General features: G+C 68.6%; 28 protein-coding genes. 16 read left to right on the forward strand and 12 right to left on the reverse strand.

Features of this window, described 5'->3' with window-relative positions; all coding sequences use genetic code 11:
• Positions 1-108: 108 nt before the first annotated feature.
• On the forward strand, positions 109-723 hold the full coding sequence (gene msrA / locus G8O29_RS04460; RefSeq protein ID WP_166402008.1) for a peptide-methionine (S)-S-oxide reductase MsrA: 615 nt from the start codon (positions 109-111) through the stop codon (positions 721-723).
• On the opposite strand, the gene G8O29_RS04465 is transcribed toward msrA, so the two are convergent.
• Positions 720-1,463: an SDR family NAD(P)-dependent oxidoreductase gene (locus G8O29_RS04465; RefSeq protein ID WP_166402009.1), complete on the reverse strand. Its 744-nt coding sequence runs from the start codon at positions 1,461-1,463 to the stop codon at positions 720-722. The genes msrA and G8O29_RS04465 overlap by 4 nt on opposite strands.
• A gap of 119 nt (positions 1,464-1,582) precedes the next feature.
• Here G8O29_RS04465 and G8O29_RS04470 point away from each other — a divergent pair, with 119 nt between their 5' ends.
• On the forward strand, positions 1,583-2,677 hold the full coding sequence (locus tag G8O29_RS04470) for an alpha/beta hydrolase (protein WP_166402010.1): 1,095 nt from the start codon (positions 1,583-1,585) through the stop codon (positions 2,675-2,677).
• Positions 2,678-2,769: 92 nt separating this feature from the next.
• On the opposite strand, the gene G8O29_RS04475 is transcribed toward G8O29_RS04470, so the two are convergent.
• The 3 genes from G8O29_RS04475 to G8O29_RS04485 form a co-directional block, all read right to left on the reverse strand.
• Positions 2,770-3,357, reverse strand: coding sequence for a Smr/MutS family protein (locus G8O29_RS04475; RefSeq protein WP_166402011.1), 588 nt, complete (start codon positions 3,355-3,357; stop codon positions 2,770-2,772).
• A 5-nt stretch (positions 3,358-3,362) separates the two neighbouring features.
• Positions 3,363-4,346, reverse strand: coding sequence for a murein transglycosylase A (gene mltA / locus G8O29_RS04480; protein ID WP_166402012.1), 984 nt, complete (start codon positions 4,344-4,346; stop codon positions 3,363-3,365).
• A 65-nt stretch (positions 4,347-4,411) separates the two neighbouring features.
• The gene (locus tag G8O29_RS04485; protein ID WP_166402013.1) at positions 4,412-5,071 is read right to left on the reverse strand and encodes a Tim44/TimA family putative adaptor protein; all 660 of its coding nucleotides are present in this window, start codon (positions 5,069-5,071) and stop codon (positions 4,412-4,414) included.
• 116 nt (positions 5,072-5,187) lie between these two features.
• On the opposite strand from G8O29_RS04485, the gene G8O29_RS04490 reads away from it, so the two are divergent.
• Positions 5,188-5,583, forward strand: a complete 396-nt coding sequence (locus G8O29_RS04490; protein ID WP_166402014.1) for an FxsA family protein — start codon at positions 5,188-5,190, stop codon at positions 5,581-5,583.
• A gap of 19 nt (positions 5,584-5,602) precedes the next feature.
• Here the strand turns inward: G8O29_RS04490 and G8O29_RS04495 are convergent, their stop codons facing one another.
• Positions 5,603-6,106, reverse strand: coding sequence for a hypothetical protein (locus G8O29_RS04495; protein WP_166402015.1), 504 nt, complete (start codon positions 6,104-6,106; stop codon positions 5,603-5,605).
• Between the two features lie 24 nt (positions 6,107-6,130).
• Positions 6,131-7,495, reverse strand: coding sequence for an AI-2E family transporter (locus G8O29_RS04500; protein ID WP_166402016.1), 1,365 nt, complete (start codon positions 7,493-7,495; stop codon positions 6,131-6,133).
• A 176-nt stretch (positions 7,496-7,671) separates the two neighbouring features.
• Between G8O29_RS04500 and G8O29_RS04505 the strand changes: the two genes are divergently transcribed.
• The gene (locus tag G8O29_RS04505) at positions 7,672-8,151 is read left to right on the forward strand and encodes a hypothetical protein (protein ID WP_166402017.1); all 480 of its coding nucleotides are present in this window, start codon (positions 7,672-7,674) and stop codon (positions 8,149-8,151) included.
• 161 nt (positions 8,152-8,312) lie between these two features.
• Here the strand turns inward: G8O29_RS04505 and G8O29_RS04510 are convergent, their stop codons facing one another.
• The gene (locus tag G8O29_RS04510; RefSeq protein WP_166402018.1) at positions 8,313-8,474 is read right to left on the reverse strand and encodes a DUF1328 domain-containing protein; all 162 of its coding nucleotides are present in this window, start codon (positions 8,472-8,474) and stop codon (positions 8,313-8,315) included.
• Between the two features lie 265 nt (positions 8,475-8,739).
• On the opposite strand from G8O29_RS04510, the gene G8O29_RS04515 reads away from it, so the two are divergent.
• Genes G8O29_RS04515 through G8O29_RS04525 form a run of 3 tightly spaced genes read left to right on the forward strand, consistent with a single transcriptional unit; the run spans position 8,740 to position 10,608 of the window.
• Positions 8,740-9,303, forward strand: a complete 564-nt coding sequence (locus tag G8O29_RS04515; RefSeq protein ID WP_166402019.1) for a hypothetical protein — start codon at positions 8,740-8,742, stop codon at positions 9,301-9,303.
• A complete protein-coding gene (locus G8O29_RS04520; protein ID WP_166402020.1) occupies positions 9,303-9,728 on the forward strand; it encodes a phage holin family protein in 426 nt (141 codons plus the stop codon). Before G8O29_RS04515 ends, G8O29_RS04520 begins: the two co-directional genes overlap by 1 nt.
• Before the next feature lies 1 nt (position 9,729).
• Positions 9,730-10,608, forward strand: coding sequence for a hypothetical protein (locus G8O29_RS04525; RefSeq protein ID WP_166402021.1), 879 nt, complete (start codon positions 9,730-9,732; stop codon positions 10,606-10,608).
• Between the two features lie 17 nt (positions 10,609-10,625).
• On the opposite strand, the gene G8O29_RS04530 is transcribed toward G8O29_RS04525, so the two are convergent.
• Genes G8O29_RS04530 through G8O29_RS04540 form a run of 3 tightly spaced genes read right to left on the reverse strand, consistent with a single transcriptional unit; the run spans position 10,626 to position 13,113 of the window.
• Positions 10,626-12,344 (reverse strand): sensor histidine kinase, encoded by a 1,719-nt coding sequence (locus G8O29_RS04530; protein WP_166402022.1) that lies wholly within the window; start codon positions 12,342-12,344, stop codon positions 10,626-10,628.
• The gene (locus G8O29_RS04535) at positions 12,341-12,940 is read right to left on the reverse strand and encodes an RNA polymerase sigma factor (RefSeq protein ID WP_367890122.1); all 600 of its coding nucleotides are present in this window, start codon (positions 12,938-12,940) and stop codon (positions 12,341-12,343) included. The genes G8O29_RS04530 and G8O29_RS04535 overlap by 4 nt, the downstream gene beginning before the upstream one ends.
• Positions 12,937-13,113, reverse strand: a complete 177-nt coding sequence (locus tag G8O29_RS04540) for a NepR family anti-sigma factor (protein WP_166402023.1) — start codon at positions 13,111-13,113, stop codon at positions 12,937-12,939. Before G8O29_RS04540 ends, G8O29_RS04535 begins: the two co-directional genes overlap by 4 nt.
• Before the next feature lie 170 nt (positions 13,114-13,283).
• Here G8O29_RS04540 and G8O29_RS04545 point away from each other — a divergent pair, with 170 nt between their 5' ends.
• From G8O29_RS04545 to G8O29_RS04570, 6 genes are all read left to right on the forward strand, one after another.
• Entirely contained in the window at positions 13,284-14,093 is an 810-nt protein-coding gene (locus tag G8O29_RS04545; RefSeq protein ID WP_166402097.1) for a response regulator, read from the forward strand.
• Positions 14,094-14,409: 316 nt separating this feature from the next.
• Entirely contained in the window at positions 14,410-15,276 is an 867-nt protein-coding gene (locus tag G8O29_RS04550) for an FAD binding domain-containing protein (RefSeq protein ID WP_166402024.1), read from the forward strand.
• Positions 15,273-15,761 carry a (2Fe-2S)-binding protein gene (locus tag G8O29_RS04555; protein ID WP_166402025.1) on the forward strand — a complete coding sequence of 163 codons (489 nt, stop codon included), beginning with the start codon at positions 15,273-15,275 and terminating at the stop codon, positions 15,759-15,761. The genes G8O29_RS04550 and G8O29_RS04555 overlap by 4 nt, the downstream gene beginning before the upstream one ends.
• Positions 15,761-18,013, forward strand: a complete 2,253-nt coding sequence (locus G8O29_RS04560) for a xanthine dehydrogenase family protein molybdopterin-binding subunit (protein WP_166402026.1) — start codon at positions 15,761-15,763, stop codon at positions 18,011-18,013. Before G8O29_RS04555 ends, G8O29_RS04560 begins: the two co-directional genes overlap by 1 nt.
• A 3-nt stretch (positions 18,014-18,016) precedes the next feature.
• On the forward strand, positions 18,017-18,262 hold the full coding sequence (locus tag G8O29_RS04565; protein ID WP_166402027.1) for a MoaD/ThiS family protein: 246 nt from the start codon (positions 18,017-18,019) through the stop codon (positions 18,260-18,262).
• Positions 18,263-18,271: 9 nt separating this feature from the next.
• Positions 18,272-19,081, forward strand: coding sequence for an HpcH/HpaI aldolase family protein (locus G8O29_RS04570; protein WP_166402028.1), 810 nt, complete (start codon positions 18,272-18,274; stop codon positions 19,079-19,081).
• A 148-nt stretch (positions 19,082-19,229) separates the two neighbouring features.
• On the opposite strand, the gene ubiB is transcribed toward G8O29_RS04570, so the two are convergent.
• Positions 19,230-20,762 (reverse strand): 2-polyprenylphenol 6-hydroxylase, encoded by a 1,533-nt coding sequence (ubiB, locus tag G8O29_RS04575; protein WP_166402029.1) that lies wholly within the window; start codon positions 20,760-20,762, stop codon positions 19,230-19,232.
• Positions 20,759-21,505 carry a bifunctional demethylmenaquinone methyltransferase/2-methoxy-6-polyprenyl-1,4-benzoquinol methylase UbiE gene (ubiE, locus tag G8O29_RS04580; RefSeq protein WP_166402030.1) on the reverse strand — a complete coding sequence of 249 codons (747 nt, stop codon included), beginning with the start codon at positions 21,503-21,505 and terminating at the stop codon, positions 20,759-20,761. Before ubiE ends, ubiB begins: the two co-directional genes overlap by 4 nt.
• 83 nt (positions 21,506-21,588) lie before the next feature.
• On the opposite strand from ubiE, the gene mutM reads away from it, so the two are divergent.
• From mutM to rpsT, 3 genes are all read left to right on the forward strand, one after another.
• A complete protein-coding gene (mutM, locus tag G8O29_RS04585; RefSeq protein ID WP_166402031.1) occupies positions 21,589-22,440 on the forward strand; it encodes a bifunctional DNA-formamidopyrimidine glycosylase/DNA-(apurinic or apyrimidinic site) lyase in 852 nt (283 codons plus the stop codon).
• Between the two features lie 60 nt (positions 22,441-22,500).
• The gene (locus G8O29_RS04590; protein WP_166402032.1) at positions 22,501-23,277 is read left to right on the forward strand and encodes an enoyl-CoA hydratase; all 777 of its coding nucleotides are present in this window, start codon (positions 22,501-22,503) and stop codon (positions 23,275-23,277) included.
• Between the two features lie 233 nt (positions 23,278-23,510).
• Positions 23,511-23,780, forward strand: coding sequence for a 30S ribosomal protein S20 (gene rpsT, locus G8O29_RS04595; protein ID WP_166402033.1), 270 nt, complete (start codon positions 23,511-23,513; stop codon positions 23,778-23,780).
• Positions 23,781-23,848: the final 68 nt, after the last annotated feature.

Genomic DNA, 23,848 nt, shown 5'->3' on the forward strand with positions numbered 1-23,848 from the left:
GGCGTGAAGCACGGAGGCGTGAAGCACGGAGGCGTGAAGCACGGATCGGTGACTGGACGCACCCGGGACAAGGCGTCACGTTCGGCGCGTGTGCTTCGGGAGGATGAGATGCCAAAATGGGTTCTGGTCGCGCTGGCGGCCATTCTGCCGGCCTTCGTCGGGTCGGCCCGGGCCGAGACGGCCATCGTCGCCGGGGGCTGCTTCTGGTGCGTCGAGGCGGATTTCGAGAAGGTGAAGGGCGTCAGCGGCGTGGTGTCGGGGTATACCGGCGGCACCTTGCAGAACCCGACCTACCGCAACCATGCAGGCCATTACGAGGCGGTGGAGATCACCTTCGACCCGAAGGTCATCGCCTACGGCGACCTGATCGCGCTGTTCCTGCGTTCGGTCGATGTGCTGGATGCGGGCGGGCAGTTCTGCGACCGGGGTGACGCCTACCGCACGGCGATCTTCGTGCAGGATGCGGCGCAGCGGAAGGCAGCCGAGGCGGCGGTGGCCGAGGCCGAGGCGGTGCTGGGCCGGAAGATCGTGACTCCGGTGCTGGACGCCAAGCGGTTCTGGATCGCCGAGGACTACCACCAGGACTATTACAAGGGCACGGACATCGTGCTGACCCGCGCCGGGCCGAAGTCGCAGGCCAATGCCTACAAGTTCTACCGCAAGGCCTGCGGCCGCGACGCGCGGGTGCGGGAGCTGTGGGGCGCCCGGGCCTTTCCGCGCTAACCCAGCGGCGGCAGGCCGGCCCTGGCGCGGAAGTCGGGCGCGCGGATGTCCAGTTCCTGCCCGGCCAGCGCGTCGGCCTCGGGCGTGCAGAGCCAGGCGATGGCGCGGGCCGGCAGGTCGGGCGGGGCCAGGTCGCCGCGCGGGATCTTCGAGACCGGGTTGATCCCCGAGGCGCGGATCGCGCCCTGCATGTCGGTGTCCACCACCCCCGGCGCGAAGCCGAAGATGCGGATGCCCTGATCGCCGTATTCCAGGTGGACGGACCGGGTGAGCATGGCCAGCCCCGCCTTGCACGCGCAATAGGCCGACCAGCCCTCTTGCGGGCGGTGCGCCGCGCCGGACGAGACGTTGACGATCGTCCCGCCACCCCGTGCAACCATGCCGGCCAGCGCGCGTTGGGTGGCGTGGAAGGCCGAGATCAGGTTGACGTCGATGCTGTGCGCCCAGTCCTCTGCCGAGACATCGAGGATCCGGCCGATCGGGCCGATCACGGCGGCGTTGTTGACCAGGATGTCGAAGCCCTGCTCCATGAGCGTGGCCATCGCGATCCGGTCGGTCATGTCGGCGTGGTGGCCCGTGGCGGGGATGTCGCCCAGCGCGCGGCGGGCGGCGGCGAGGTTCGCGGCGCTGCGCGCGGTGAAGTGGACCTCGGCCCCCGCTTCGGCCAGGGCGCGGACGGTGGCAAGGCCGATGCCGCGGCTGCCGCCGGTGACAAGCGCGGTCCTGCCGGAAAGTTTCATCGCTGCTTCCTTTCGTGATCGGCGAAGGGTAACGGCGGCAACCAACTGCTGTCCACCCTGCGGCGCGGGTTGACCCTGGCGCAGGGTCGCGCGAGGGTCGGGCAGAAGAGGAGTGAAACGTGCGCAAGCTGTTGATTGTCGTGATGCTGGTGGCCGGATGCGCGGCGCGCGGCGACTTCGAGACCGCACCCGCCGGGCTGGACGGGGGAACGCCCGAGGCGATCTTCGTCGGCACCACCCGGGCCGAGGGCGATGCGGGCTTCGGTTTCGAGCGGTCGGAGGTGGCCAGTTTCCTGCGCTATGACGTCAGCATCCCGCCCGAGCGGGAAGCGGGCAAGGTCAACTGGCCGCCGAAGACGCGCAAGCCGGACGCGCGGAAGGACTTCCTGCTGCTGCACTGGCAGCGGTTCGGATCGGCAGGCGAATTCCGCTCGGCCCTGCGCGGGGCGTTGCAGCGGCGCGGCCAGACCGACGTCGTGGTCTATGTGCACGGATTCAACAACACGATGGCCGAGGGCGTCTATCGGGTGGCGCAGATGCACCACGATCTGGCGGTGCCGGGCGTGGCGGTCCATTTCGCCTGGCCCTCGCGCGGGTCTGCGCTGGGCTATGTCTATGACCGCGATTCGGTGATGGCCTCGCGCAGCGGTCTGGTGGCGCTGATCGACGAGGTGGAGGGGGCGGGTGCGCAAAGCATCGTGCTGGTGGCCCATTCCATGGGGGCCTTCCTGAGCATGGAGGCCCTGCGGCAGGAGGCGCTGAAGGGCGGGCCGAAGGCCCTGGCACGGATCAAGGGCGTGGTTCTGATCGCGCCGGATCTGGACCTGGACGTGTTCCGCGCGCAGGCGCGCGACATCGGCAAGCTGCCCGAGCCCTTCGTGATCTTCGGCAGTTCGCGCGACCGTATCCTGAACATCTCGGCGACCATTTCCGGCACCGGCACGCGGTTGGGGAATATCGACGGCGTGAAGGAGATCGCGGATCTGAACGTGATCTATCTGGACACGGCCGCCTATACGACGGGCACCGGCCATCTGAACCTGGGCGAGAACCCCGCACTTCTGCAACTGTTCGGCGGGCTGGTCGGGATCGCGGATGCCTTCACCGCCGACGCCCGGGCCCGCGTGGGGCTGCTGCCGGGACTGGTGCTGACGGTGCGCAATGCGACCGAGATCGTGCTGGCCCCGGTCGGGGCGATTGCCGAGGGGCAATAGGTGGCGGTCCGCGGTTGACGGCCTTGCGGCCTCTGCCTGCGCCTTCGGCTTATCGTCGGCGGGCGCGGGGCGACAACGGCGCAGGCGGGCGGTCAGCGGCGTCGCAGATAGACATAGTAGGCCCCGCCGCCGCCGTGCTTCAGATGCGCCTGGGAGACCTGAAGCACGACCTGGCCAAGCGGGGGCAGATGCAGCCAGTGCGGCACTTGGTGGCGCAGCGCACCCATGCGCTGGGGGATCGGGCCCAGGTCCTCGCGCCGCTTGCCCTTGCCGGTGATGACCAGCACCAGGCGCAGGCCGGCGGAATGGGCGTTCAGGATGAAGCGGATCAGTTCGGGATGCGCCTCGGCAAGCGTAAGCCCGTGCAGGTCGATTCGCGCCTCGGGTTGCAGCTTGCCGCGCGTCATCTTCGCATGGGTGCCCGCGTCCATGCGCAGGGGGGCCTGATCCAGGATCTGGGGCAGGGTGGGGGCCAGATCGTGCCGTTCCGGCGGCCGGTGCTTTTCGCCCAACACGAACGGTGACAGGCGCGGCCTGGCATGGGCAAGCGGCGGGGGGTCGGGCGCGTGCGGTGGCGGGTCGGGAAGGTGCAGCTTCTGGCCGTGCATCGGTCGTGCGGTCCGTGCGACGCTGCGCCAGAGCTCTGCCTCCTCGGGCGAGAGGTTGCGGCGGCGGGCCATCGGGATCAGTCGTCGTCCAGCATGGCGAAGGCGCGGTCGATGGGCAGGAGGAGGACCATGCGTCCGGGGTCCTTGACCGTGCCCGCCGCATCGCCCGCGCCCTTGCCGGTGCCATAGAAGATGTCGGCGCGCTGCATGCCCTTGATCGCGCCGCCGGTGTCCTGCGCGACCATCAGGCTGCGGATCGGGCGGCGGCCGTCCTTCTCGATCCAGACCGGGGCGCCGAGGGGCGTGAACCTGGGGTCGATGGCCACCGAGCGCAGCGCGGTGATCGACCGCCCCATGGCGCCGATGGGGCCATCCTCGGGGCGAAGCGTGCCGATCTTGCGGAAAAAGACATAGGACGGATTCGTGTCCAGTAGCGCCCGGCCCGTCTCGGGGTTGCTGCGGACGTAGGTCGCGATCTCCGGCGCCGAGACCTGATCCAGCGAATGAGTGCCACGGCGGACCATTTCCTGCCCGACCGAGCGGTAGGCGTGGCCGTTCTTCCCGGCATAGCCCACGCGGACCACTGTGCCGTCGGTCATGCGGATGCGGCCGGACCCCTGGACCTGAAGGAAATAGACATCCACCGGATCGTCAAGCCAGGCCAGTTCCAGCCCCCGGCCGGCAATCGCCCCGGCCTCGATGGCCGCGCGCGTGTGGTAGGCGACGCCGTCCTGCAATTCCGGGGGACGGCGGTAGATCGGATACTGGAACCGGCCACCGCGCACGGGAGAACCGTTCAGCTCGGGCTCGAAATAGCCGGTGAACAGAGCGGGCGGCTGGCCGACGACGACCGGACGGAAGAACAGTTCGAAGAAGCTGCGGGCCGAGGCGGGGTCCTTCGGCACGTCGGCGGCCAGCGCGCAGATCGGTTTCCAGTCCGGCTGGTCGATCAGGTCGCAGGTGCGCAGGAAACTGGAAAGGGCGGCGAGATGGTCGTCCTCCATCCAGCCGTCCAGCGCGTCGAAGTCCAGCATCTCGGCCTGGGCAGGTCGGGCGGGCATCAGTGCCGCCAGGACTGCAAGCAGGACCGGAACAAGGGAACGGGCCGCGCGCATTGCAAGGCAGGTCAGTCGCCGGTCGCGACAAGTTGCCAGTTCGGATCGTCCGTCCCCATCCGCCGCGCGAAGGTCCAGGTATCGCGGGTCTTCTTCACCTCGCGCGGCGAGCCTTCGACGATCTCGCCCGCCTTGTTGCGCACGACATAGGTCTGGTCGGCGGCGAAGCGGACCGAGATCTCGGCCATCCGGCTGTCGGGGTTGAAGGTCGCATCGTGCAGCGTCAGTTCCTTGATGCCGAGGAAATTGGCCTCGATCGTCAGGCCCGCAGCTTCGCGCGCGGCGATGGCCTCGGCAAAGCTGGCGGCGACCTCGTCGGACAGGAAGGGGCGGATGCGGTCAAGCTCGCCCTTCTCGAAGGCGGTCAGGATCATCTCGTAGGCGCCGCGCGCGCCCTGCAGGAACTCGCCCACCGCAAAGGCGGGTTCGACCTTCTTCATCTCGGCCAGGGCGCGGGCGGCGTCCGAGCCTTCGGCCACATGGTCGGTGATGTCGCGGTCGGGCCCGCCCTCGATCACCTCGAAGTCGCGGCGGATTCGGGGGCGTACGTCCTCGAGCGGCAAGGGGGGCCGTTCGAAGCCGTCGCGGGTGCCCAGCACGGAACGCAGCTTGAGAATGAGGAAGATGGCGATCCCAGCTAGGACAAGAAGCTGGATCAAGGAGCCGTTCATTGCTGACCTCTGAACCTTTGATGTTCCGTTGGAATGGGCACGGTTGGACCCTATGTAGGGTGGGCACCCGCCGAAGTCTACCACACGAGGCCGGATCGGACGGGCGGAGACATGCGATGGCGATCATCCTGGCGATTCTGGCGCTTCCCCTGGTGGAAATTGCGCTGTTCGTGACCCTGGGCGCGCGGCTGGGCCTGTGGCTGACGCTGGCCTGGGTGCTGCTGACCGCGATGGGCGGCATGCTGATCCTGCGGCGTCTCGCCGCGTCCGGCATGGCGGTGCGGCGGGAAGAGTTCGTCGAGGGCTTCCGGGGCCGCATGGCCGAGGATCCTCTGTCGCCCGTCGTGGACCAGGCGCTGATCGCGGTGGCGGCGATGCTGCTGATCCTGCCGGGGTTCTTCACCGATGCGCTGGGCCTGCTGCTTCTGGTGCCGCCGCTGCGCCGGCTGGGGATCGGGCTGATGGCGCGGCGGGTGCGGGGTGTGACGGTCGTCCACCGGCACCTGCCCTGAGCCATGGCGCCCTGCCCGGTCATCCGGCCAGTGCCGGAGCGTCAGTCGGGCGGCTGAAGGCCGCCGCGAACAGGTCTTCCATACCCGTGACCTGAAAATCGGCCAGGCTGCGGCCCCTGGGCTCGGGCCGTGTCCCGATTCCCTGCGCTTTCCAGAGGGCGATGCCGATGCGGGTGCCGGGCAGTCGGCGGCGCATCTGGCGCAGCAGAAGGTCGGTGGCGGTGCCCGAGGTGCCGTCCAGACCGACGATGACCAGGGTCTCGGGCCGGAAATCGCCAAGCGCCCGCGGCAGAGCGGCCCGCGGCGGCAGGTGCTCTACCTCTGCCCCTTCGGCGCGCATGGCCTGGGCGACCATGCGGGCGGCCGCCTCGTCCAGCCGGGTCTGCGCCCCCATCACCGCAATCCTGCGGCCCAGTCCGTCCAGCCGGCCGTTGGTGACCAGACCGGCCGCGTCCGCCTGAGGCACCTCGGGCGCCTCGCCCTCGGGCAGGCTTGCGGCCAACGCCAGTTCGTCCTCGACCACGGTTTCCAGATCGCCGGTCAGGGTCTAGGCCGCGCTGGCGATGCGGTGGACCTGATGGTCGGACAGAAGCCCCGCCGCGCTGTCGGCCTGGGCGAGCGCGAGGGCGGGCAGGGCGGTCCGGTCGTAGTAGTCCGCCAGGTAGTGCTGCGCCGTCGAGGTCGCCGCGGCCTCGGTGAACTCGAAGGAGCGGCCGGCCAGCAGGCGGTCGTAGAGCCGCGCGCTTTCGGCCAGGACGGGTTTGTCGCCGAAGAGAATCGGGAACAGGCGCAGGGAGGGGACATGGTGGCCGATCACCACAAGGCAGACGGTGAGGGGCGTGGCGATGATGAGGCCCATCGGACCCCAGAGCCAGGTCCAGAACATCGCCGAAACGATCACGGCCAGCGGCGAGACCCCGGTGCGCTGGCCGTAGAACCAGGGTTCGATGATGTTCGAGGTGACAAGTTCGACGACCAGGAACAGCGCAGCCGTCCACAGGACCAGCGACCAGTCGGGCGAGACGGCGAAGGCCATCAGAAGTGGCAGGATCGCCGAGATCGCCGCGCCGATATAGGGGACAAAGCGTAGGACCAGGGTGACCAGCCCGAAGAACAGCGCGTTCGGCACGCCGATCAGCCAGAGGCCAAGGCCGATCGGCACGGCGTAGATGATGTTCACCACCAGCTGCGCCAGAAGATAGGTCGAGACGCGCCCCCCGGCCTCGGCCAGCAGCCGCGAGGTGGACAGGATGTTCGCCCCCCCGATCAGCTGCACCAGCCGGTCGCGCAGGCTGGCCCGTTCCAGCAGCGCGAAGATCACCACGACGAAGATCAGGCCGAAGATCGCGACCGGGGTCAGCGCCGGCAGGATCACGTCGTCGAGCCAGGCCTTCAGGCCGGCCTGTTCCACCACCTCGACCCGCATCGCGCGGGTATCGTCGGCGGCCTGGGTCCGCTCGGACAGGCGGGCGGAAATGTCGGCGATCATTTCCTGGAGGTGCTGGATCATCCGGCTGTCGGTGCCCGCTTGCAGGATCGTGTCCACCTTGGCCAGGACATTTCCCTGATACTGCGGCAGGTTCGCTCCGATCTGGGACAGCTGGTAGGCAAAGATCAGGACGAAGGCTGCAACCATCGCAGCGGTGGTCAGCACGGTCAGGATGACGGCGACAAGGTCGCGCAGGCCCAGCCGCCGCAGCGCATTGACCACCGGGGTCAGGATGAAGGCGAACAGCATCCCCAGCGCCAGGGGCAGGAACAGGTCGCGCCCGATGTAGAGGATGGTGCAGACGACGGTGATGGTGGCCAGCGTGGTCAGCGACACGACGGCATGCCCGCCATCGGCAAGGCTTGCCGACCTGTCTTGCCCCGGCTCTCGCCCCGGTGCGGCCGTCGCCTCGGTCTCGCGCATGATGTTCCCCCCGGTATGTTCCCCCCGGTATGTTCCCCCGGTCCATTGCGCGACAACGCAGGCTGCTGCCCGGCGGTTCCCGTTTGCCTTGCTGCCAGAGGCCAGAGGTCGGAACCGCCACCCCCGCCGCTGCGTTGCCCTTGCGCGCCGTGGTCCGGCGCAGGCGGAGGGCAGGAATGGTCAAGACCGACACCCCGCACGGCACGCAGGCCGTGATCCTGATGAACGACGCGGCGCTGTCGCTTGCGCCCGAACTGGTTGCGCCCGGCGCGACGGTGCAGGTGATCGTCGCGGGGCCGTCGATGCTGCGCCTTGCCCTGGCCGAGGCCGCCCTGCCCGAGGCCCGGGTGATCTGCGCCGATTTCGGCCAGAGCGCCTCGCTTGCCGCGTTGGAGGAAAAGGTGCGCGGGATGGGCCGGTTGCACCGTCTGGTGCTGGCCGCCGACGGTGCGGACGCGGCCGAGATATTTTCCGTCATGCGCACGATCGTGGTCTTTCTGCCGGCGCTGCGGCGTGGCGAAGGCAGCGTTCTCCTGACGGTCCGGCCCGGCGCGGCGCTGGCCGCGCTGCGGCTGTTCCTGCGCCGGGTGCAGCCGACCCTTGATGGCCACGGGGTTCCGGTGACGCTGGTCGAGAAACCCGCCGTCACGACCTGAGCCGCTGGTCCGGTCCTTTTGCCCTTACACTGACCGCCTTCTGTCGGCGAGTGTCGCGCGGCCATGAAAAACGGGCCGCGACAGGTGTCGCGGCCCAGTCGAGGGGAAGACGGCAGGGAAAGGACCGCCCCCTTGGGACAGAGGGTCCGGTAGGCGCCGGATCAGCGCGACATCGCCCCGCGGACCAGCGAGACGACGAAGAGGATCAGGAAGATCACGAACAGGATCTGCGCGATGCCTGCGGACGTTCCGGCGATGCCGCCGAAGCCGAGAACACCGGCGACGATGGCGATGAGAAGGAAGGTAACGGCCCATCCCAGCATGAGAAATCTCCTTGGGGTTCGGAGGCTCGGTAGGAGCCTTGATTGCGGTTCTGGACCAACAACGCAGCCCGGACGGACCGGTTCCCCGTCTCTTTGGATCCTGGCTCTCATGCTGCGTCGCCGGCTCACGCCCGAGGTGGGGAATGGCCGACCCCGACAGGCCTCGAAACGCGGGACGGAACCGAACGGCGTGTCGCGGCTTGTTGTGGCAGAGCCCGCGGCCGGACGTCGCGGTGATGTTTCCCAGACCCAGGAGATGCAAGCCATGACCCAGACCCTGAAGAAGACCGCCGAAGAGACCGGGAAGAAGGCGCTGCGCGCTGTGGACGAGGCAGGCGACCAGATGGGCGCCGCGGCGGGCGAGATGGCCGCTTCGGCCGCAGAGGCCGCCGAGACCGGCGTGGAAACCGTCAGGCGCAAGGCGGCGGATGCCAGGGACACCCTCGTCTCGGGTGCGGGCGCGGTGCTGGAGTCGGCGCGCGACGTCGCCCTGGACAAGGCCGATGCCGTGCGCGAGACGCTGTCCGATGCCGGCGCGCGGCTGGCCGCGACACTGGAGCGGGCCTCTGTGGACCGGACCGTCGATGTGCTGCCCGCGCGCGTGCTGAGCACGGTGGCCGAGGGCCTGTCGAGCGCGTCGCGGTCGCTGCGCGAGCGGTCGGTCGGCGAATTGGCAACCGATGTCCGCGCGCTGGCACGGCGCCATCCGGGCGCCTTCATGGCGGTCGCGGCCGTGGCTGGCTTTGCCGCGGCGCGGTTTCTGCGTGCGTCCGCCGCGCGCCGTGTGGCCGAGAGCGGGCCTGAGGCCGACCGGGGACCGCGGGTCTGATGCGCGATCATTCTGCGGATCAGGCAAACGCGGCCGATTCCGGGCTTGCGGGACTGCTGTTGCAGGTGGTTTCGGGGGTCGGGCGCCTTGTCCAGGGTGAATTGCAGCTGGCCCGGGCCGAGGCTGCGGACAGCCTGCGCTCGGTCACGTCAGGGCTGGGGAAGCTGGCAGGTGCGGCGGTGGTCGCGCTTGTCGGGCTGAACGTCCTGGCCGGAGCCGCGGTCGGCGCCCTGGTGCATGCCGGGCTTGGTCCGGTCTGGGCGGCGCTGATAGTGGGCGGGCTCATGCTGCTGTTGGCGCTTGGACTTGCCGCTGCGGGCCGGGCCGGTCTGCGGCTGCGCGGGCGCAGGCCCGGACGACTGCTGCGCGGTCTCGGCCGGGATGTGGCTGCGGTCCGGTCCGGGTTTGGCAGAAAGGAAACATGATATGTCCTATCAGAGCATTCCGGAAATCGAACGCGCGCTGGAGCGTGACCGCGAGGCGCTGGCCCGGTCGCTGGCGGCCCTGCGCGATCGGATGCGGCCGGCGTCGATCTTGTCCCACGGCGCGGCATCGCTGAAATCGGGCGCTGCGGCTGTGGTGGCGCGAGCCTCTGAGGGCCTGGCGCGCGGGGCGGACTGGCTGACCGGGCAGGATGGGCAAGCGTCCCCGACCCTGGCCGGAACCCGCTATGAGGCGTTGAGCCGCTGGGAAGACGAAGGCGGCCCGCCTGCCCCTGATGCCGAGCCGCTGCCTTTTGAGCCCGAGGAAGACTGGCTGGTCGAGGCGCGCGATCTGCGCGCCAGGGCGCTGGCGCTCTTGGCGCGGATCGACGACGCCGCCCGGACCGGACTGGCCCCGCCAGCGGATCTGGCCCGGCACCGTGCCGAGATTGTCGCCGCCTTCGCCGCCGAGACCGCGATTGCGCTGGGCCGGGGGCTCGAGTCGCTGGGCGAGGCGGCGCGGTCCGCGGCGCTGGAGGCGCGGGAAAGGACCTATCTTGCCCGTGTGGCCGTGGCACAGCCTGCGCGGGCGGAAGTCGAGGCGCAGCCTTTGGTGGCCGTCGCCCTGGCCGCGGCAGCGGGCGCGACGCTGGCCTGTCTTCTGCCCCGCACCGAGGCAGAGGACCGCCTGCTGGGCACGGCTCGGGACCGGCTTGCGGGCGATCTGAAACGGCTGGCGCGGCCCGAGAGGCTCTTGGCGGGCGACCTTGCGCCGGGCCTTTCGGCAGCTTTCGGTCGCGGCCTGGACCGTGCCGAAGCGGCCGCCGCAGCGCCGGACGGCCAGACCGGATCTGACGCGCGGCATGCTCTGCACCGGCACTGATTGCGCGCAGCCCGCGCCTAGCCTGCTTCGGGCCGCGCCACGGGAAAATGCAGATCGACCCGCACCCGGTCGCCGTCCTGCCGCAGCACGACCGCCCCCCCCAGTTGCGCCGCAAACTGGCGCAGCATGCGTTGCGGCAGCGCGGTGAGGCCCGAGGTCGCGTCTGGCAGCAGCTCCGGCACGACCGGACCTTCGACCTGAAGCCGCACCATGCCCCGGCTTTCGGACAGCGAGACGGAAACGGCCCGCTCGCCCAGGCCCGGGCGCGAGAAAAAGCAGCCGACCGCCTCGGCCAGGGCAAGCGCAAGCGGAACGGCCGATTGCGCATCCATCTGCACCGGCTGGAAGTCCTTGGACGCCACGCCAAGCCCGACGCCGTGGATCTCTTTCAGACGCCGGACCACGTTGGTCAGCACCATGTCCATCGCGATGTCCTGCCGGCCCGAAACCGCGTAAAGGCTGGTATGGGTCGAGGACAGCGCGATGACCCGGTTGATCAGGCTGTCCAGAACCTGCCGCAAGCCGGGATCCGTCGCCTCGCGCCGGTACATGCGCATGACGGAGGCGATGATCTGTAGACTGTTGCCGCTGCGATGGTCCACCTCGCGCAGAAGGATGTCCTTGTCGATCAGCAGGTTCTGCAACTCGGCCTCTTCCTGCTCGATGGTGCGGATCAGTTCCTCGTAGGTGGCATGCAGGCGCTGGATCTCGGTTGGGGCGCCGTCAAGGTCGGGGATCTGCACGCGGTTCCGGGTGGCGGTATAGTCGTCCATCGACCTGGCCAGGGCCCGGACATGCCGCACCACAAGGCGCGACGAGGCAAAGCTGGCCGCAACCAGCGCCGCGATCCAGGTCAGCGCAGGCAGGAGATAGGGGGTCAGGCTGCTTGCCCGGCTCCAGATCTCGGCATCGCGGTTTTCCCAGACCGAGACCAGCAACAGCCCGTCCGTCACGCCGACCACGGAGAGGATCCGGCGCCCCTGGGGCGTGGCGACGAAGGTCGGCTTGCCGGCAAGGTCGGCAAGCCTTTCGCGGCTGATGCCGCCCGGGATGGCAGACTCGGGCGCCAGGCCGGGATCCGAGGCCAGAAGCAGCGATCCATCCGCCTGAAAGGTCGCAAGATAGGTCGGATGCCAGGAGGCGACGGAGTCGACATAGGCGTCCGGCGCGACCGCTGCGTAGTTCAGCGAGATGGTGACAAAGCCGCGCGGGGCGCCCGAAGGGGTGAAGACCGGATGGGCCGCACCGACGATGGCCATTCCCGAAACCGGCCCGGCGGGGTTGTAGATCAGCTTGGGCAGGGGGGTGGCGATCATCTCCTGAAAGCGGGGGTTGTCCTTGAAGTCGAAGACGTCCCCGTTCGAGGAACAGGTCATCAGGCCGTCAAGCGGGATGTAGGCGATCAGGGTGGCTTGTGGGATGTCGCGGGCCAGCGAGCGGACCCAGTCCGCACAGGCCGGACCCTCCGGGCCTTCGCGCGACAGGATCGCCGCCAGTGCCCGCGCCGAGACCTGGGCCTGCCGGATGAGCTCGACCTGCGGGCGGACCGACTGGACCGCGGCCCCCCCGACGCCTTCCAGCGTGGTCGCGTCCAGCTGCGCCAGGGCGTCCCGGGTCTGGACGATCGACAAGAGGCCCAGCGGCATCAGCGCCAGCAGCAGCGTCGCCCCCAGCCGGGTGCCCAGCGAGGACCGCGGCCAGAGCCTTGGCCAGAGCTTTCCCGGACCCCCGATCAAGATCCGGCCGCGGCCTGACGCAGCACGACCGCCTGCGTGGCGCCGTCCGTCCCCGCGAAGAGGTCCTCGCCGTCTTCAAGATGCAGAAGGTCCGCCAGACGCTTGCGGGCGCGGCTGGCGCGGCTTTTCACCGTTCCGATGGCGACCCCCATCATCGCGGCCGCGTCCTCGCAGGAAAAGCCCGAGGCGCCGACCAGGATCAGGACCTCGCGATGTTCGGGGCTGAGCTTGTCGAAGGCGCGCTGGAATTCCTGAAACGCCAGTCGGCCGTCATGTGCAGGCTTGACCGAAAGCGTGGCGGCATGGACGCCGTCGCTGTCCTGCACCTCGCGCCGGGTCTTGCGCAGGCCGGAATAGAAGGTGTTGCGCAGGATGGTGAACAGCCAGGCATCCAGATTGGTCGCCGGATCGAACTTGTCCATGTTGGTCCAGGCCTTCAGGATGGTCTCCTGCACCAGGTCGTCGGCGCGCGACACGTCCCGGGTCAGGCTGATCGCGAAGGCACGCAGCTTCGGGATCGCCCCGGCCAGCCGGTCGCGCGGATCTTCCGGCACCAGCGGCACGACGACCGCAGCCGAGCGGTCCCGGCCGGTCACGCCGCACCGCCCTTGCCCGAACCGCCCCCCGCCTTCAGCTGCGCCAGAAGATCGCGGAACCTGTCCGGCAGCTCTTCGTTCAGCGCGGCGGTATAGACCCGCTTCAGGTTCTCGTCGATCTGGGCCCGGATCGCCCTTCGGTCCGGTCGATCCTCGTCGCGGTCTTTGGTCATCGCATCAGCATCCTGTTCCTTCGGACCGCAACGCCTGTCTGTCGTCATGGTTCCGTGATTTTCTGTTCTGCTCAAAATTATTCCGGAGCTTCGGGAACCAAACGTCGCGCGCCGCGTTCGGTTCCGGATCAGGAAAACAAAATCTGCCACGAAACATGGAGACAGACCTCATGCTCGCACAGGAAGCGGTGGACCACTCGGCAACCGTGGCGCGACACCTGCCCTATCTGCGCCGATACGCCCGCGCGCTGACGGGGAACCAGACCAGCGGCGACCGGTATGCCGTGGCCGTGCTGGAAGCGATCGTGGCCGATCCGGGCGTGCTTGGGGCGCACGGCGATCCGAAGCTGGGGCTGTTTGCGGTCTTCCATTCGATCTGGTCCACCTCCGGCGCGCCGGTCGCCGAGGCCGAGGACGCGCTGACCGGCGCGGCGCAGGCGCATCTGGCGGCGCTGACCCCGAACTCGCGCGAGGCGCTGCTGCTGAACACCATCGAGGGCTTCGGCACCGCCGATGTCGCCGCGATCATGGGTTCGACCGAGGCCGAGGCCGCAGAACTGATCGACATCGCCCTGCGCGAGATGGAACAGTCGGTGCGCGGCGCCGTCCTGGTGATCGAGGACGAGGCGATCATCGCCATGGACATCTCGGCCATCGTCGAGGGCATGGGGCACCGCGTCACCGGGACCGCCCGCACCCACCGCGAGGCGGTGCGTCTGGCGGCTGCCGACAGGCCCGACCTGATCCTGGCCGACATCCAGCTGGCCGACAATTCCTCTGGCGTCGAGGCGGTGAACGAGATCCTGGCGCAGTTCGGCGACATTCCGGTGATTTTCATCACCGCCTTCCCTGAACGCCTGCTGACCGGGGAGCGTCCGGAACCCGCCTTCCTGATCAACAAGCCCTATACCGAGGAACAGGTCCGTTCGGCTGTCAGCCAGGCGATGTTCTTCTCTTCGACCGACACGCTGCACCGCTGACCTGATCGTCGGCACCATCGGGCGGACCGATGAAAGCCGGGCCGTCGGACCTCTGGCGCAGGGTGTTCTGGCCGCGGGCAATGGCCCTGGCTGCGTCGTCCGCCGGACGGCGCGGGTTTTTCATGTCGCCGGCCGGGTCGCCGTGCCGACCTGCCGATGCGAGGCCCGCATCGCTGGCGGGTTGCCGCATTTGCGCGTCGAAAGGTCGGCGACAGACCCAAGCCGTCGCAGACTGCCATTGCAGCCGCGCTTCGGGTGCCGCAAACTCGGCGGCGAACGGCGATAGGCGATCGCCTGCTTATGGTAGGGAGGCGCAATGCGATACCACACCCCAACAAGCTTCAGCGACGCAGCCGCCATTGCGGCGGCATCTTCCGGGACCTTGCGCTTTCTGGCGGGCGGGACCGATGTGCTGGTGCAGATGCGCGCCGGAATGGTGCAGCCGGACGATCTGATCGACCTCAAGCACATTCCGGGCGTGGACAGGATCGAACGCACAGCGGAAGGCGGCTGGAAGATCGGCATCGCGGTGCCGGGGATCGTGCTGGGCGGCCATGCAGAGCTGGTGCGGGACTGGCCGGGGGTCGTCGAGGGGATGAACCTTGTGGGGTCAACGCAGGTGCAGGGCCGGGCAACCCTGGCGGGGAATCTGTGCAACGGCTCGCCTGCCGCCGATTCGGTGCCGGGCCTGATCGCTGCGGGTGCGACGGTCACGGTGACGGGGCCGAACGGATCGCGCGAGATCCCGGTCGAGGCGGTGCCTGCGGGGCCGGGGAAGACCAATCTGGCCAGGGGCGAGTTGATCTCGGCGATCACCCTGCCGCCGCGCGGAAAGAACGGGGGCGACGCCTATCTGCGGTTCATCCCCCGGACCGAGATGGACATTGCGGTCGTCGGCTGTGCGGTGAACCTGCGGCTTGACGGGGACAAGGTGGTGGAGGCGCGCGTCGCGCTGGGGGCGGTCGCTCCGACGGTCCTGTTGTCCGAGGCCTGTGCCAAGGCGATCATCGGCACGACGCTGGACGATGCGGCATTGGCTGCGCTGGCCAAGGCGGCAGAGGGCGAGGCGAAGCCGATTTCGGACAAGCGCGGGACGAAGGAGTTCCGCATCGAAGTGGCGGGCGTGCTGGCTCGCCGGGCGGCGAAGATCGCCTATGACCGGGCGAAAGGGATGAAGGCATGAGCAGGATTCACGTCACCGCCACCGTCAACGGCGACCCGGTGGAGTTTCTGGCGGACCCGCGCGAGACGCTTCTGGACGCGCTGCGGAACCATCTGGACCTGACCGGCACCAAGGAAGGCTGCGGCACCGGCGACTGCGGTGCCTGTTCGGTCACCGTGGACGGGACGCTGGTCTGTTCCTGCCTGATGCTGGCGGCCGAGGCCAACGGCAAGCGGGTGGAAACCATCGAGGGCATGGCCAGGGACGGGTTGCACCCCTTGCAGCGCAAGTTCATCGAACATGCGGCCTTGCAGTGCGGCTTCTGCACTCCCGGGATTCTTGTGGCGGCGAAGGCCCTTCTGGAGCGGAACCCGGACCCGAGCGAGACCGAGATCCGCTATTGGCTGGCCGGGAACCTGTGCCGCTGCACGGGATACGACAAGATCATCCGCGCGGTGCAGGACGCGGCGGCGGAGATGCGGCAAGACCACAGGGGGGCTGCCTGATGGCACGGGATGATGTGAAGACCGGATACAAGTACGTCGGCACCCGGCCCAACCGCCCGGATGGGCTGGACAAGGTGACTGGGCGCGCCCGGTATGGCGCAGATTTCTCGCTGCCGGGGATGCTGCATGCCGCCGTGGTGCGCAGCCCCCATGCCCATGCGCGGATCGTGAGGATCGACGCGTCCAAGGCCCTGGCGCTGGAGGGGGTGAAGGCCGTGGTCACGCGCGCCGACCTGCCCACGGGGCTGACGGGCGAGGACCTGAACCTTCAGGACAACACGCTGGCCGGGGATCGGGCTCTGTATGACGGCCACGCGGTGGCGGCGGTCGCGGCGACCTCGCCCCTGCTGGCGCAGGACGCGGCGCGGCTGATCGAGGTGGAATACGAGGTCCTGCCGCATGTGACCGATGTCGATGCGGCCATTGCGCCGGATGCCCCGGTGATCCGGCCCGGTGTCGCGGATTACTCGGTGCCCGAAGGGATGCACGGCAACGTCGCGCGCTACATGGAGTTCGGGCACGGCGATGTCGAGGCGGGCTTTGCCGCCGCCGATGTGGTGCGCGAACATACCTACCGCACCGAGGCGACGCATCAGGGCTATATCGAGCCCCATGCCGCCGTGGGCCAGCTGGGCGAGGACGGGCGCGGCGAGATGTGGGTCTGCACGCAAGGGCACTGGTACATCCGCCGGATGTGCTCTGCCGTCCTTGGCATCGAGGCGGCAAACCTGCGCGTGACGCCTTCGGAAATCGGCGGCGGCTTCGGCGGCAAGACCACGATCTTCATGGAGCCGCTGACGCTCGCGCTGTCGAAGAAGGCAGGCGGGCGCCCGGTCAAGCTGGTGATGAGCCGGTCGGAGGTGCTGCGCGCCACGGGGCCGACGGCCAGCGCCTCGATGGATGTGAAGATCGGGATGAAGCGCGACGGCACGATCACCGCCGGCCAGGTCTATTTCCGCATGCAGGGCGGCGCCTTCCCCGGTATGTCGCCCATCGGCGAGGCGCTGCCCTGCGCCTTTGCCTGCTATGACATCCCCGCGCTGAAACACGAGGGGATCGAGATCATCACCAACCGCCCGAAGGCGGCCGCCTACCGCGCGCCGGGCTCGCCCATGGCGGCCTTCGCGGTGGAAAGCATGATCGACGAGCTGTGCCGGGAACTGGGGCTCGACCCCATCGAGGTGCGGCTGAAGAACGGGGCGCGGAACGGGTCCAAATCGTCCTATGGCCCGGTCTATGACGTGATCGGCCTTCAGGAAACGCTGGAGGCGGCGAAGGCGCATCCCAACTACAGCATCCCGCTGGGGCCGAACCAGGGCCGGGGCGTGGCCTCGGGCTTCTGGTTCAACCACGGCGGCGAGACCTCGGTCAGCCTGGCCATCGGCGAGGACGGGACGGCCACCGTGTCGATCGGCACGCCCGACATCGGCGGCAGCCGCGCCTCGATCGGCCTCATGGTCGCGGAAACGCTCGGCATCCCCTACGAGGACGTGCGGGTGAACGTGGTCGAAACCGGGGCGCTTGGGGTGAACGAGCCGACCCACGGCAGCCGGGCGACCTTTGCCAGCGGCAAGGCCGCGGTGATCGCCGCCGAGGCCGCGATCCGCGAGATGTGCAAGCGTGCGGCGGCGGAGTGGGGCATCGACGCGGACGCCGTGGAATGGAAGGACGGCGCGGCGCACCCCGCCGGGCCGAACGCGGGCAAGTTCCCGCCCATGACCATCGGCGAGATCGGGGCGAAGATGGGCTCGACCGGCGGGCCGATCTCTGGCCACCACGAGGTGACGGCGGGCGGCTATGGCGCGAGCTTCGGCACCCATGTCGTCGATGTCGAGGTGGACCCGGAGACGGGGCGGACCACGGTCCTGCGCTATCTGGTGGTGCAGGACGCGGGCACCGCGATCCATCCGGCCTATGTCGAGGGCCAGTATCAGGGCGGTGCCGCGCAGGGCATCGGCTGGGCCTTGAACGAGGAATACATCTACGGCCCCGACGGGCGGTTGCAGAACCCGGTGTTCCTCGACTACCGGATCCCGGTGGCCAGCGACCTGCCGATGATCGACACGGTGATCGTCGAGGTGCCGAACCCCGGCCATCCCTACGGCGTCCGCGGTGTGGGCGAGACGGGGATCACCCCGCCGTTGCCTGCCATTGCTTCGGCCATTGCCGGGGCGACGGGGGCGCGGATCCGCAGCCTGCCCTGTTCGCCGCCCAAGGTGCTGGCGGCGATCAAGGCGCTGAAGAAGGGCTGAGGCGTGGCGAAGGTCCATCTCTGGGCCAGCCTGCGGCGCTTTGCCGACGGGCAGGAGGTGGTGGAGGTCGAGGCCGCGACCGTGGGCCAGATGCTGGATGCGCTTGAACGGGCGCATCCGGGTCTGGCACCCGCGATCAAGGCCGGGCTGTCGGTGGCGGTGGATGGCGAGGTCATCGCCAACAACCGCGCGGCTCCGGTCAAGCCCGACAGCGAGGTCTATCTGTTGCAGCGGCTGAAGGGCGGCTGAGGAGGGCGCATGTTTCCCAACCGTCTGAAGGCGCTCTGGGCCGAGGGGCGGCCCGCGATCAACGGCTGGTTGTCCATCGCCAGCCCCTTCGCCGCCGAGATCATGGCCGCGCAGGGCTTCGATTCGCTGACCGTGGACATGCAGCACGGCGCGCTGGATTACAGCGACCTGCTGCCCATGCTTCAGGCGATGCGGGCCTCGGGCGCGGTGCCATTGGCCCGGGTGCCCTGGCTGGAGCCGGGGATCATCATGAAGGCGCTGGATGCGGGCGCGCAGGGCATCATCTGCCCGATGGTGAACAGCGCCGAGGACGCCGCGCGGTTCGTCAGCTACCTGCGCTATCCGCCGCTGGGCGTGCGCAGTTTCGGCCCGACCCGGGCGGCCTTCGCCGCCGGCGGGGATTATGCCGCGCAGGCCAATGCCAATATCCTGGCCTTTGCGATGATCGAGACGGCCGAGGGCATGGCGAACCTCGACGCCATCACCGCCACGCCGGGGCTGGACGGGATCTATGTCGGCCCGGCGGACCTGTCGATCTCGCTTTCGGGGGGCAGGCTTGCCCCCGGCATGGACCGGGAGGAACCCGAGATCCTGGCCGCCTTGCAGACGATCCTCGCCGCTTGCAAGCGCAACGGCCTGCGCGCGGGCTTGCATTGCGGGTCGCCCGACTATGCCGCCCGCGCCATCGGCTGGGGCTTCGACATGACGACGGTGGGGGGCGACACCAAGTTCCTGGCCAGCGCCGCCGGGGCCGCTGTCGCCGGCTTCCGCAGGTTGACCGGCGGGACGGCCGGCACGGCGGAACCGGGCGGCTACTGAGGCGGCGGACAGACCATCCTCTGCCAGGGGGCGGAGCCCATCGGCTTCCGCAAGGAACTGCGCATCCGGCGGCTGGTCGAGACGATCCACCAGTCCAGCCGCGAGGGGCGCTGGCAACAGGTGTCGTGATGCCGTCGTCCGGGCGTTTCTACAGGTAAGCGCGCGCCAGCCATCCCGCCGCGAAGCCAAGGGCGGCCAGCGCGGGCCAGAGGAAAGTGCCACGCGACCGTTCCGGGCGCGGCGGCTGGGTCGCGGGGTTCCCGGCGCGGATCAGTTGCGCCTCGACCAGGGCGGGCAGCTTCGGGCCGAACCGGCCAAGCACCCGCGCGGTCTTGACCAGATCGCGCAGCACGGCCTTTGGTCCCACGTTCTCGCGGATGTAGCGTTCGACAATGGGACCGGCGACCTGCCAGATGTTGATGTGCGGGTCGAGGCTGCGCGCCACGCCTTCGACAACGACCATCGTGCGTTGCAGAAGGATCAGCTCGGTCCGCGTTTCCATCCCGAAGCGTTCGGTGACTTCGAACAGGTAGGCCAGCAGACGCGCCATCGAGATCCGGCTGGCGTCCATGCCGAAGATCGGCTCTCCCACCGCCCGCAGCGCCCGGGCGAATTCGTCGATGTCGCGGTCGGGCGGCACATAGCCTGCCTCGAAATGCACTTCGGCGACGCGGCGGTAATCCTTGCGGATGAAGCCCATCAGGATCTCGGCATAGACCCGGCGGGTGTATTCGTCGATCCGGCCCATGATCCCGAAGTCATAGGCGATGATGTCGCCGTTCGCCGCGATCTTCAGGTTGCCCTGATGCATGTCGGCGTGAAAGAACCCGTCGCGCAGCGCGTGGTTCAGGAACAGCTGCAACACCCGCGCGCCCAGCACCCGCCGATCGAAACCCGCCGCGTCGATCAGGTCGTTGTCGTTCAGCCCGATGCCTTCGGCCCAGCCCAGCGTCATCACGTTGCGGCTGGACAGGAACCAGAACGGCTTCGGCACCTGGAACCCTTCATCCTGCGCGGTGTTCGCGGCGAACTCCGCCGCGTTCGAGCTTTCCAGCCGCAGGTCCAGCTCTCCCATCACCACGCCTTCGAAGTGTCTGATGACTTCGACGGGGCGGAGGCGACGCGAGAAGGGCGCAAGGCGTTCGATCCAGCGCGCGGCCAGATAAAAGGCGTCGATGTCCTTGCGGAAGGCGCGTTCGATGCCGGGGCGCAGGACCTTGACCGCGACCTCCTCGCCCGTCTCGGCCAGCCGGGCGCGGTGAACCTGGGCGATGGAGGCGGCGGCGACGGGGTCGGAGAATTCGCTGAACAGGGTAGCGACGGGCTGTTCCAGCTCGGCCTCGATCATCTTCTTGGCGGTTTCGACCGGGAAGGGCGGCAGCTTGTCCTGAAGATACTTCAGCTGCTGCGCCAGCTCCTCGCCCACGATATCCGGGCGGGTCGAAAGGATCTGGCCGAACTTGATGTAGGCGGGGCCCAGAGCGGTCAGCGCGCGGGTCGCCGGGGGCAACGAAAGGTCGCCCTGCAAGCCCAGCCATTTGAACGGCCAGCCCAGCATCCGCGCGGCAAAGCGCAGGCGCGGGGGCGCGCGGAAGGCCTCCAGCACCACGTCCATCGCCCCGGTGCGTTCCAGCGTGGCGCCAGTGCGGATCAGGCGGATGATGTTGTGGGGGCCTTTCACAGTTTCCAGCCCGAATGCAGCGCGGCGATGCCCATCGTCAGGTTGCGGTATTTCACCTGCTCGAACCCCGCATCGCGGATCATGGCGGCGAAACGCTCCTGATCCGGAAAGCGGCGGATCGATTCGACGAGATACTGGTAAGAGGCCCGGTCTCCCGCGATCACCTGGCCCATGACCGGGATCACGTTGAAGGAATACAGGTCATAGACCTTCTGCATCAGGTCGTTCGGGATCTGGCTGAACTCCAGCACCATCAGCCGCCCGCCGGGTTTCAGGACCCGGTAGGCCTCGGACAGCGCGTCCGGGATGCGGGTCACGTTCCGGATGCCGAACGAGATCGTGTAGACGTCGAAACTGTTGTGGGCGAAGGGCAGGGCCATCGCGTCGCCGACCACCCAGTCAAGGCTGGCGGCCAGGCGTTCCGCCTCGGCCCGCTTGCGCCCCTCGATCAGCATGGGTTCGGTCATGTCGCAGACGACCGCGCTGGCCCCCGGCGCGCGCTTCAGGAAGCGGAAGGCCACGTCCCCGGTGCCGCCCGCCACGTCCAGGAGCCTCTGGCCGGGGCGAGGCGCCAGCCAGTCCATCATCGCGTCCTTCCACAGCCGATGGATGCCCAGCGACATCGCGTCGTTCATGATGTCGTATTTCGAGGCCACCCGCGAGAAGACGCCATGCACCAGCCCGGCCTTTTCGGCCTCGGGCACGTCCTGAAAGCCGAAATGGGTGGTCTTTTCTTCGCTCATCGGGCTTGCGATCCTTGGGTCCAGCCCCTCCTTATAGTGCGCCGCCACGCGCCCGCAATGCGCCCAACTGTCCGAAAGCCGAAATGCCGGAACTGCCCGAAGTCGAAACCGTCCGCCGCGGCCTGCTGCCCGTGATGGAGGGCGCGGTCATCACGCGGGCCGAAGTGAACCGCCCCGACCTGCGCTGGCCCCTGCCGGAGCGGATGGCCGACCGGCTGACCGGGCGGCGGGTGACGACGCTGCGGCGGCGGTCGAAATACCTGCTGGCCGATCTCGACAGTGGCGAGACGCTTCTGGTGCATCTGGGCATGTCCGGGCGGATGCTGGTGTCCGGCGCGCAGCTGGGGGCGTTCTACCACGACCACCCGGCGCCGCAGAAACATGACCATGTGGTGCTGCATATGGCTGGCGGGGCGCGGGTGACGTTCAACGATGCGCGCCGCTTCGGGGCGATGGACCTGATGCCCACGGACCGCGCCACAGAGCACATGCTGCTGCGCGACCTGGGGCCGGAACCCTTCGGCAACGACTTCAACGCACCCTATCTTGCCGGGCGGCTGCGCGGGCGGCGGACCCCGATCAAGGCCGCGCTGCTGGACCAGCGGATCGTGGCGGGGCTGGGCAACATCTATGTGGCCGAAACGCTGTATCGCGCGCGGATCAGCCCCTTGCGGCTGGCCGGTGACCTTGCGGAGGCGCAGGTGCATGGTCTTGTCCCCGTGATCCGCGAGGTCCTGGCCGAGGCGATCGAGGCGGGCGGATCCTCCTTGCGCGATTTCCGGCAGGCCAATGGCGAGCTTGGCTATTTTTCCAAGCATTTTCAAGTCTATGATCGCGAAGGCGACCCTTGCGAAACCTCAGGCTGCGGCGGCAGGATCACCCGCACGGTGCAGTCCGGCCGGTCGTCCTTCTGGTGCCCCGCCTGTCAGACTTGACTTGCCAATGCGCCGTTTGGTGCTAGGAGTCCCCTCCAGTCTGCCATGAAGGAGGCCGCGATGGCCTATGAAACGCTGATCGTCGAGATCGAGGACTATGTCTCGCTGATCCGCCTGAACCGCCCAGATGCGATGAACGCCCTGAACCTTCAGCTCATGCGCGAGCTGGCGGCGGCGGTGACGGCGGCCGAAGCAAACGACAAGGTGCGCTGCATCGTCATCACCGGGTCAGACAAGGCCTTCGCGGCCGGGGCCGACGTGAAGGAGATGGCCGGGAAGGGTTTCATCGATGTCTTCTTCGACGATCTCTTCGGCCCCGAGGCCCGGGTGATCGCCCAGGCGCGCAAGCCGATCATCGCGGCGGTGGCCGGCTATTGTCTGGGCGGCGGCTGCGAGCTGGCGATGCTGGCAGATTTCATCATTGCCGCTGACACAGCCAAGTTCGGCCAGCCCGAGATCAACCTCGGGATCGTCGCCGGCATGGGCGGCACCCAGCGGCTGACGCGCGCAGTGGGCAAGTCGAAGTCGATGGACATGCACCTTACCGGGCGTTTCATGGATGCCGCCGAGGCCGAGCGTTGCGGTCTGGTCAGTCGGGTGGTTCCGGCCAAGGCCCTGCTGGAAGAGACGATGAAGGCCGCGCAGAAGATCGTCGAGAAATCGGCGGTGACCGCAATGGTCGTGAAGGAATGCGTGAACCGCGCGCAGGAAACCAGCCTCGCCGAGGGCCTGTTGTTCGAACGCCGCATGTTCCACGCGATGTTTGCGACCGAGGACCAGAAGGAAGGCATGGCCGCCTTCCTGGAAAAGCGCCAGCCGCAGTTCCGCGACCGATAGCCCGGTGCTCGTCGTGCGTCTTAGGCTTCTCGCCGCTGCGTCGTGAGGAGGAACGAAGGCCCCGACGCGGCAGGCTGAAGCAGGGGCTTTCCTTTCCGGTGGAGTTCCCCTATAGGCAGCCGCACATGCGCGTGGGCCCGCTTAGGCAAGAATCAGATCCTTCCCTTCGGGACGGTGCCTTCTGGTCTTTCGTGCGACAGAAATGAAACCGACAGACCGCAAGGAAGCCAAGCATGGCCAACACTGAACAGTCCAAGAAACGCGCCCGCCAGTCCGAGGCCCGCTACGCCATCAACAAGGCACGCCGCTCGCGCATCCGCACCTTCCTGCGCAAGGTCGAGGAAGCCATCGCCTCGGGCAATCCCGATGCCGCCCAGGCCGCGCTGAAGGCCGCGCAGCCGGAGCTTGCCCGCGGCGTGACCAAGGGTGTGCTGCACAAGAACACCGTGGCCCGGAAGATGTCGCGCCTCGCCGCCCGCGTGAAGGCTGTGGCCAAGGCCTGACCCGAACCGGCCCGGCAACCGCATGCCGACAGGGGCGCGCCCGCGAGGGCTGCGCCCCGTTTCGTTTC

Origin of the sequence: Rhodobacter calidifons (genome assembly GCF_011174775.1) — a bacterium.
GTDB classification, from domain to species: Bacteria; Pseudomonadota; Alphaproteobacteria; order Rhodobacterales; family Rhodobacteraceae; genus Tabrizicola; species Tabrizicola calidifons.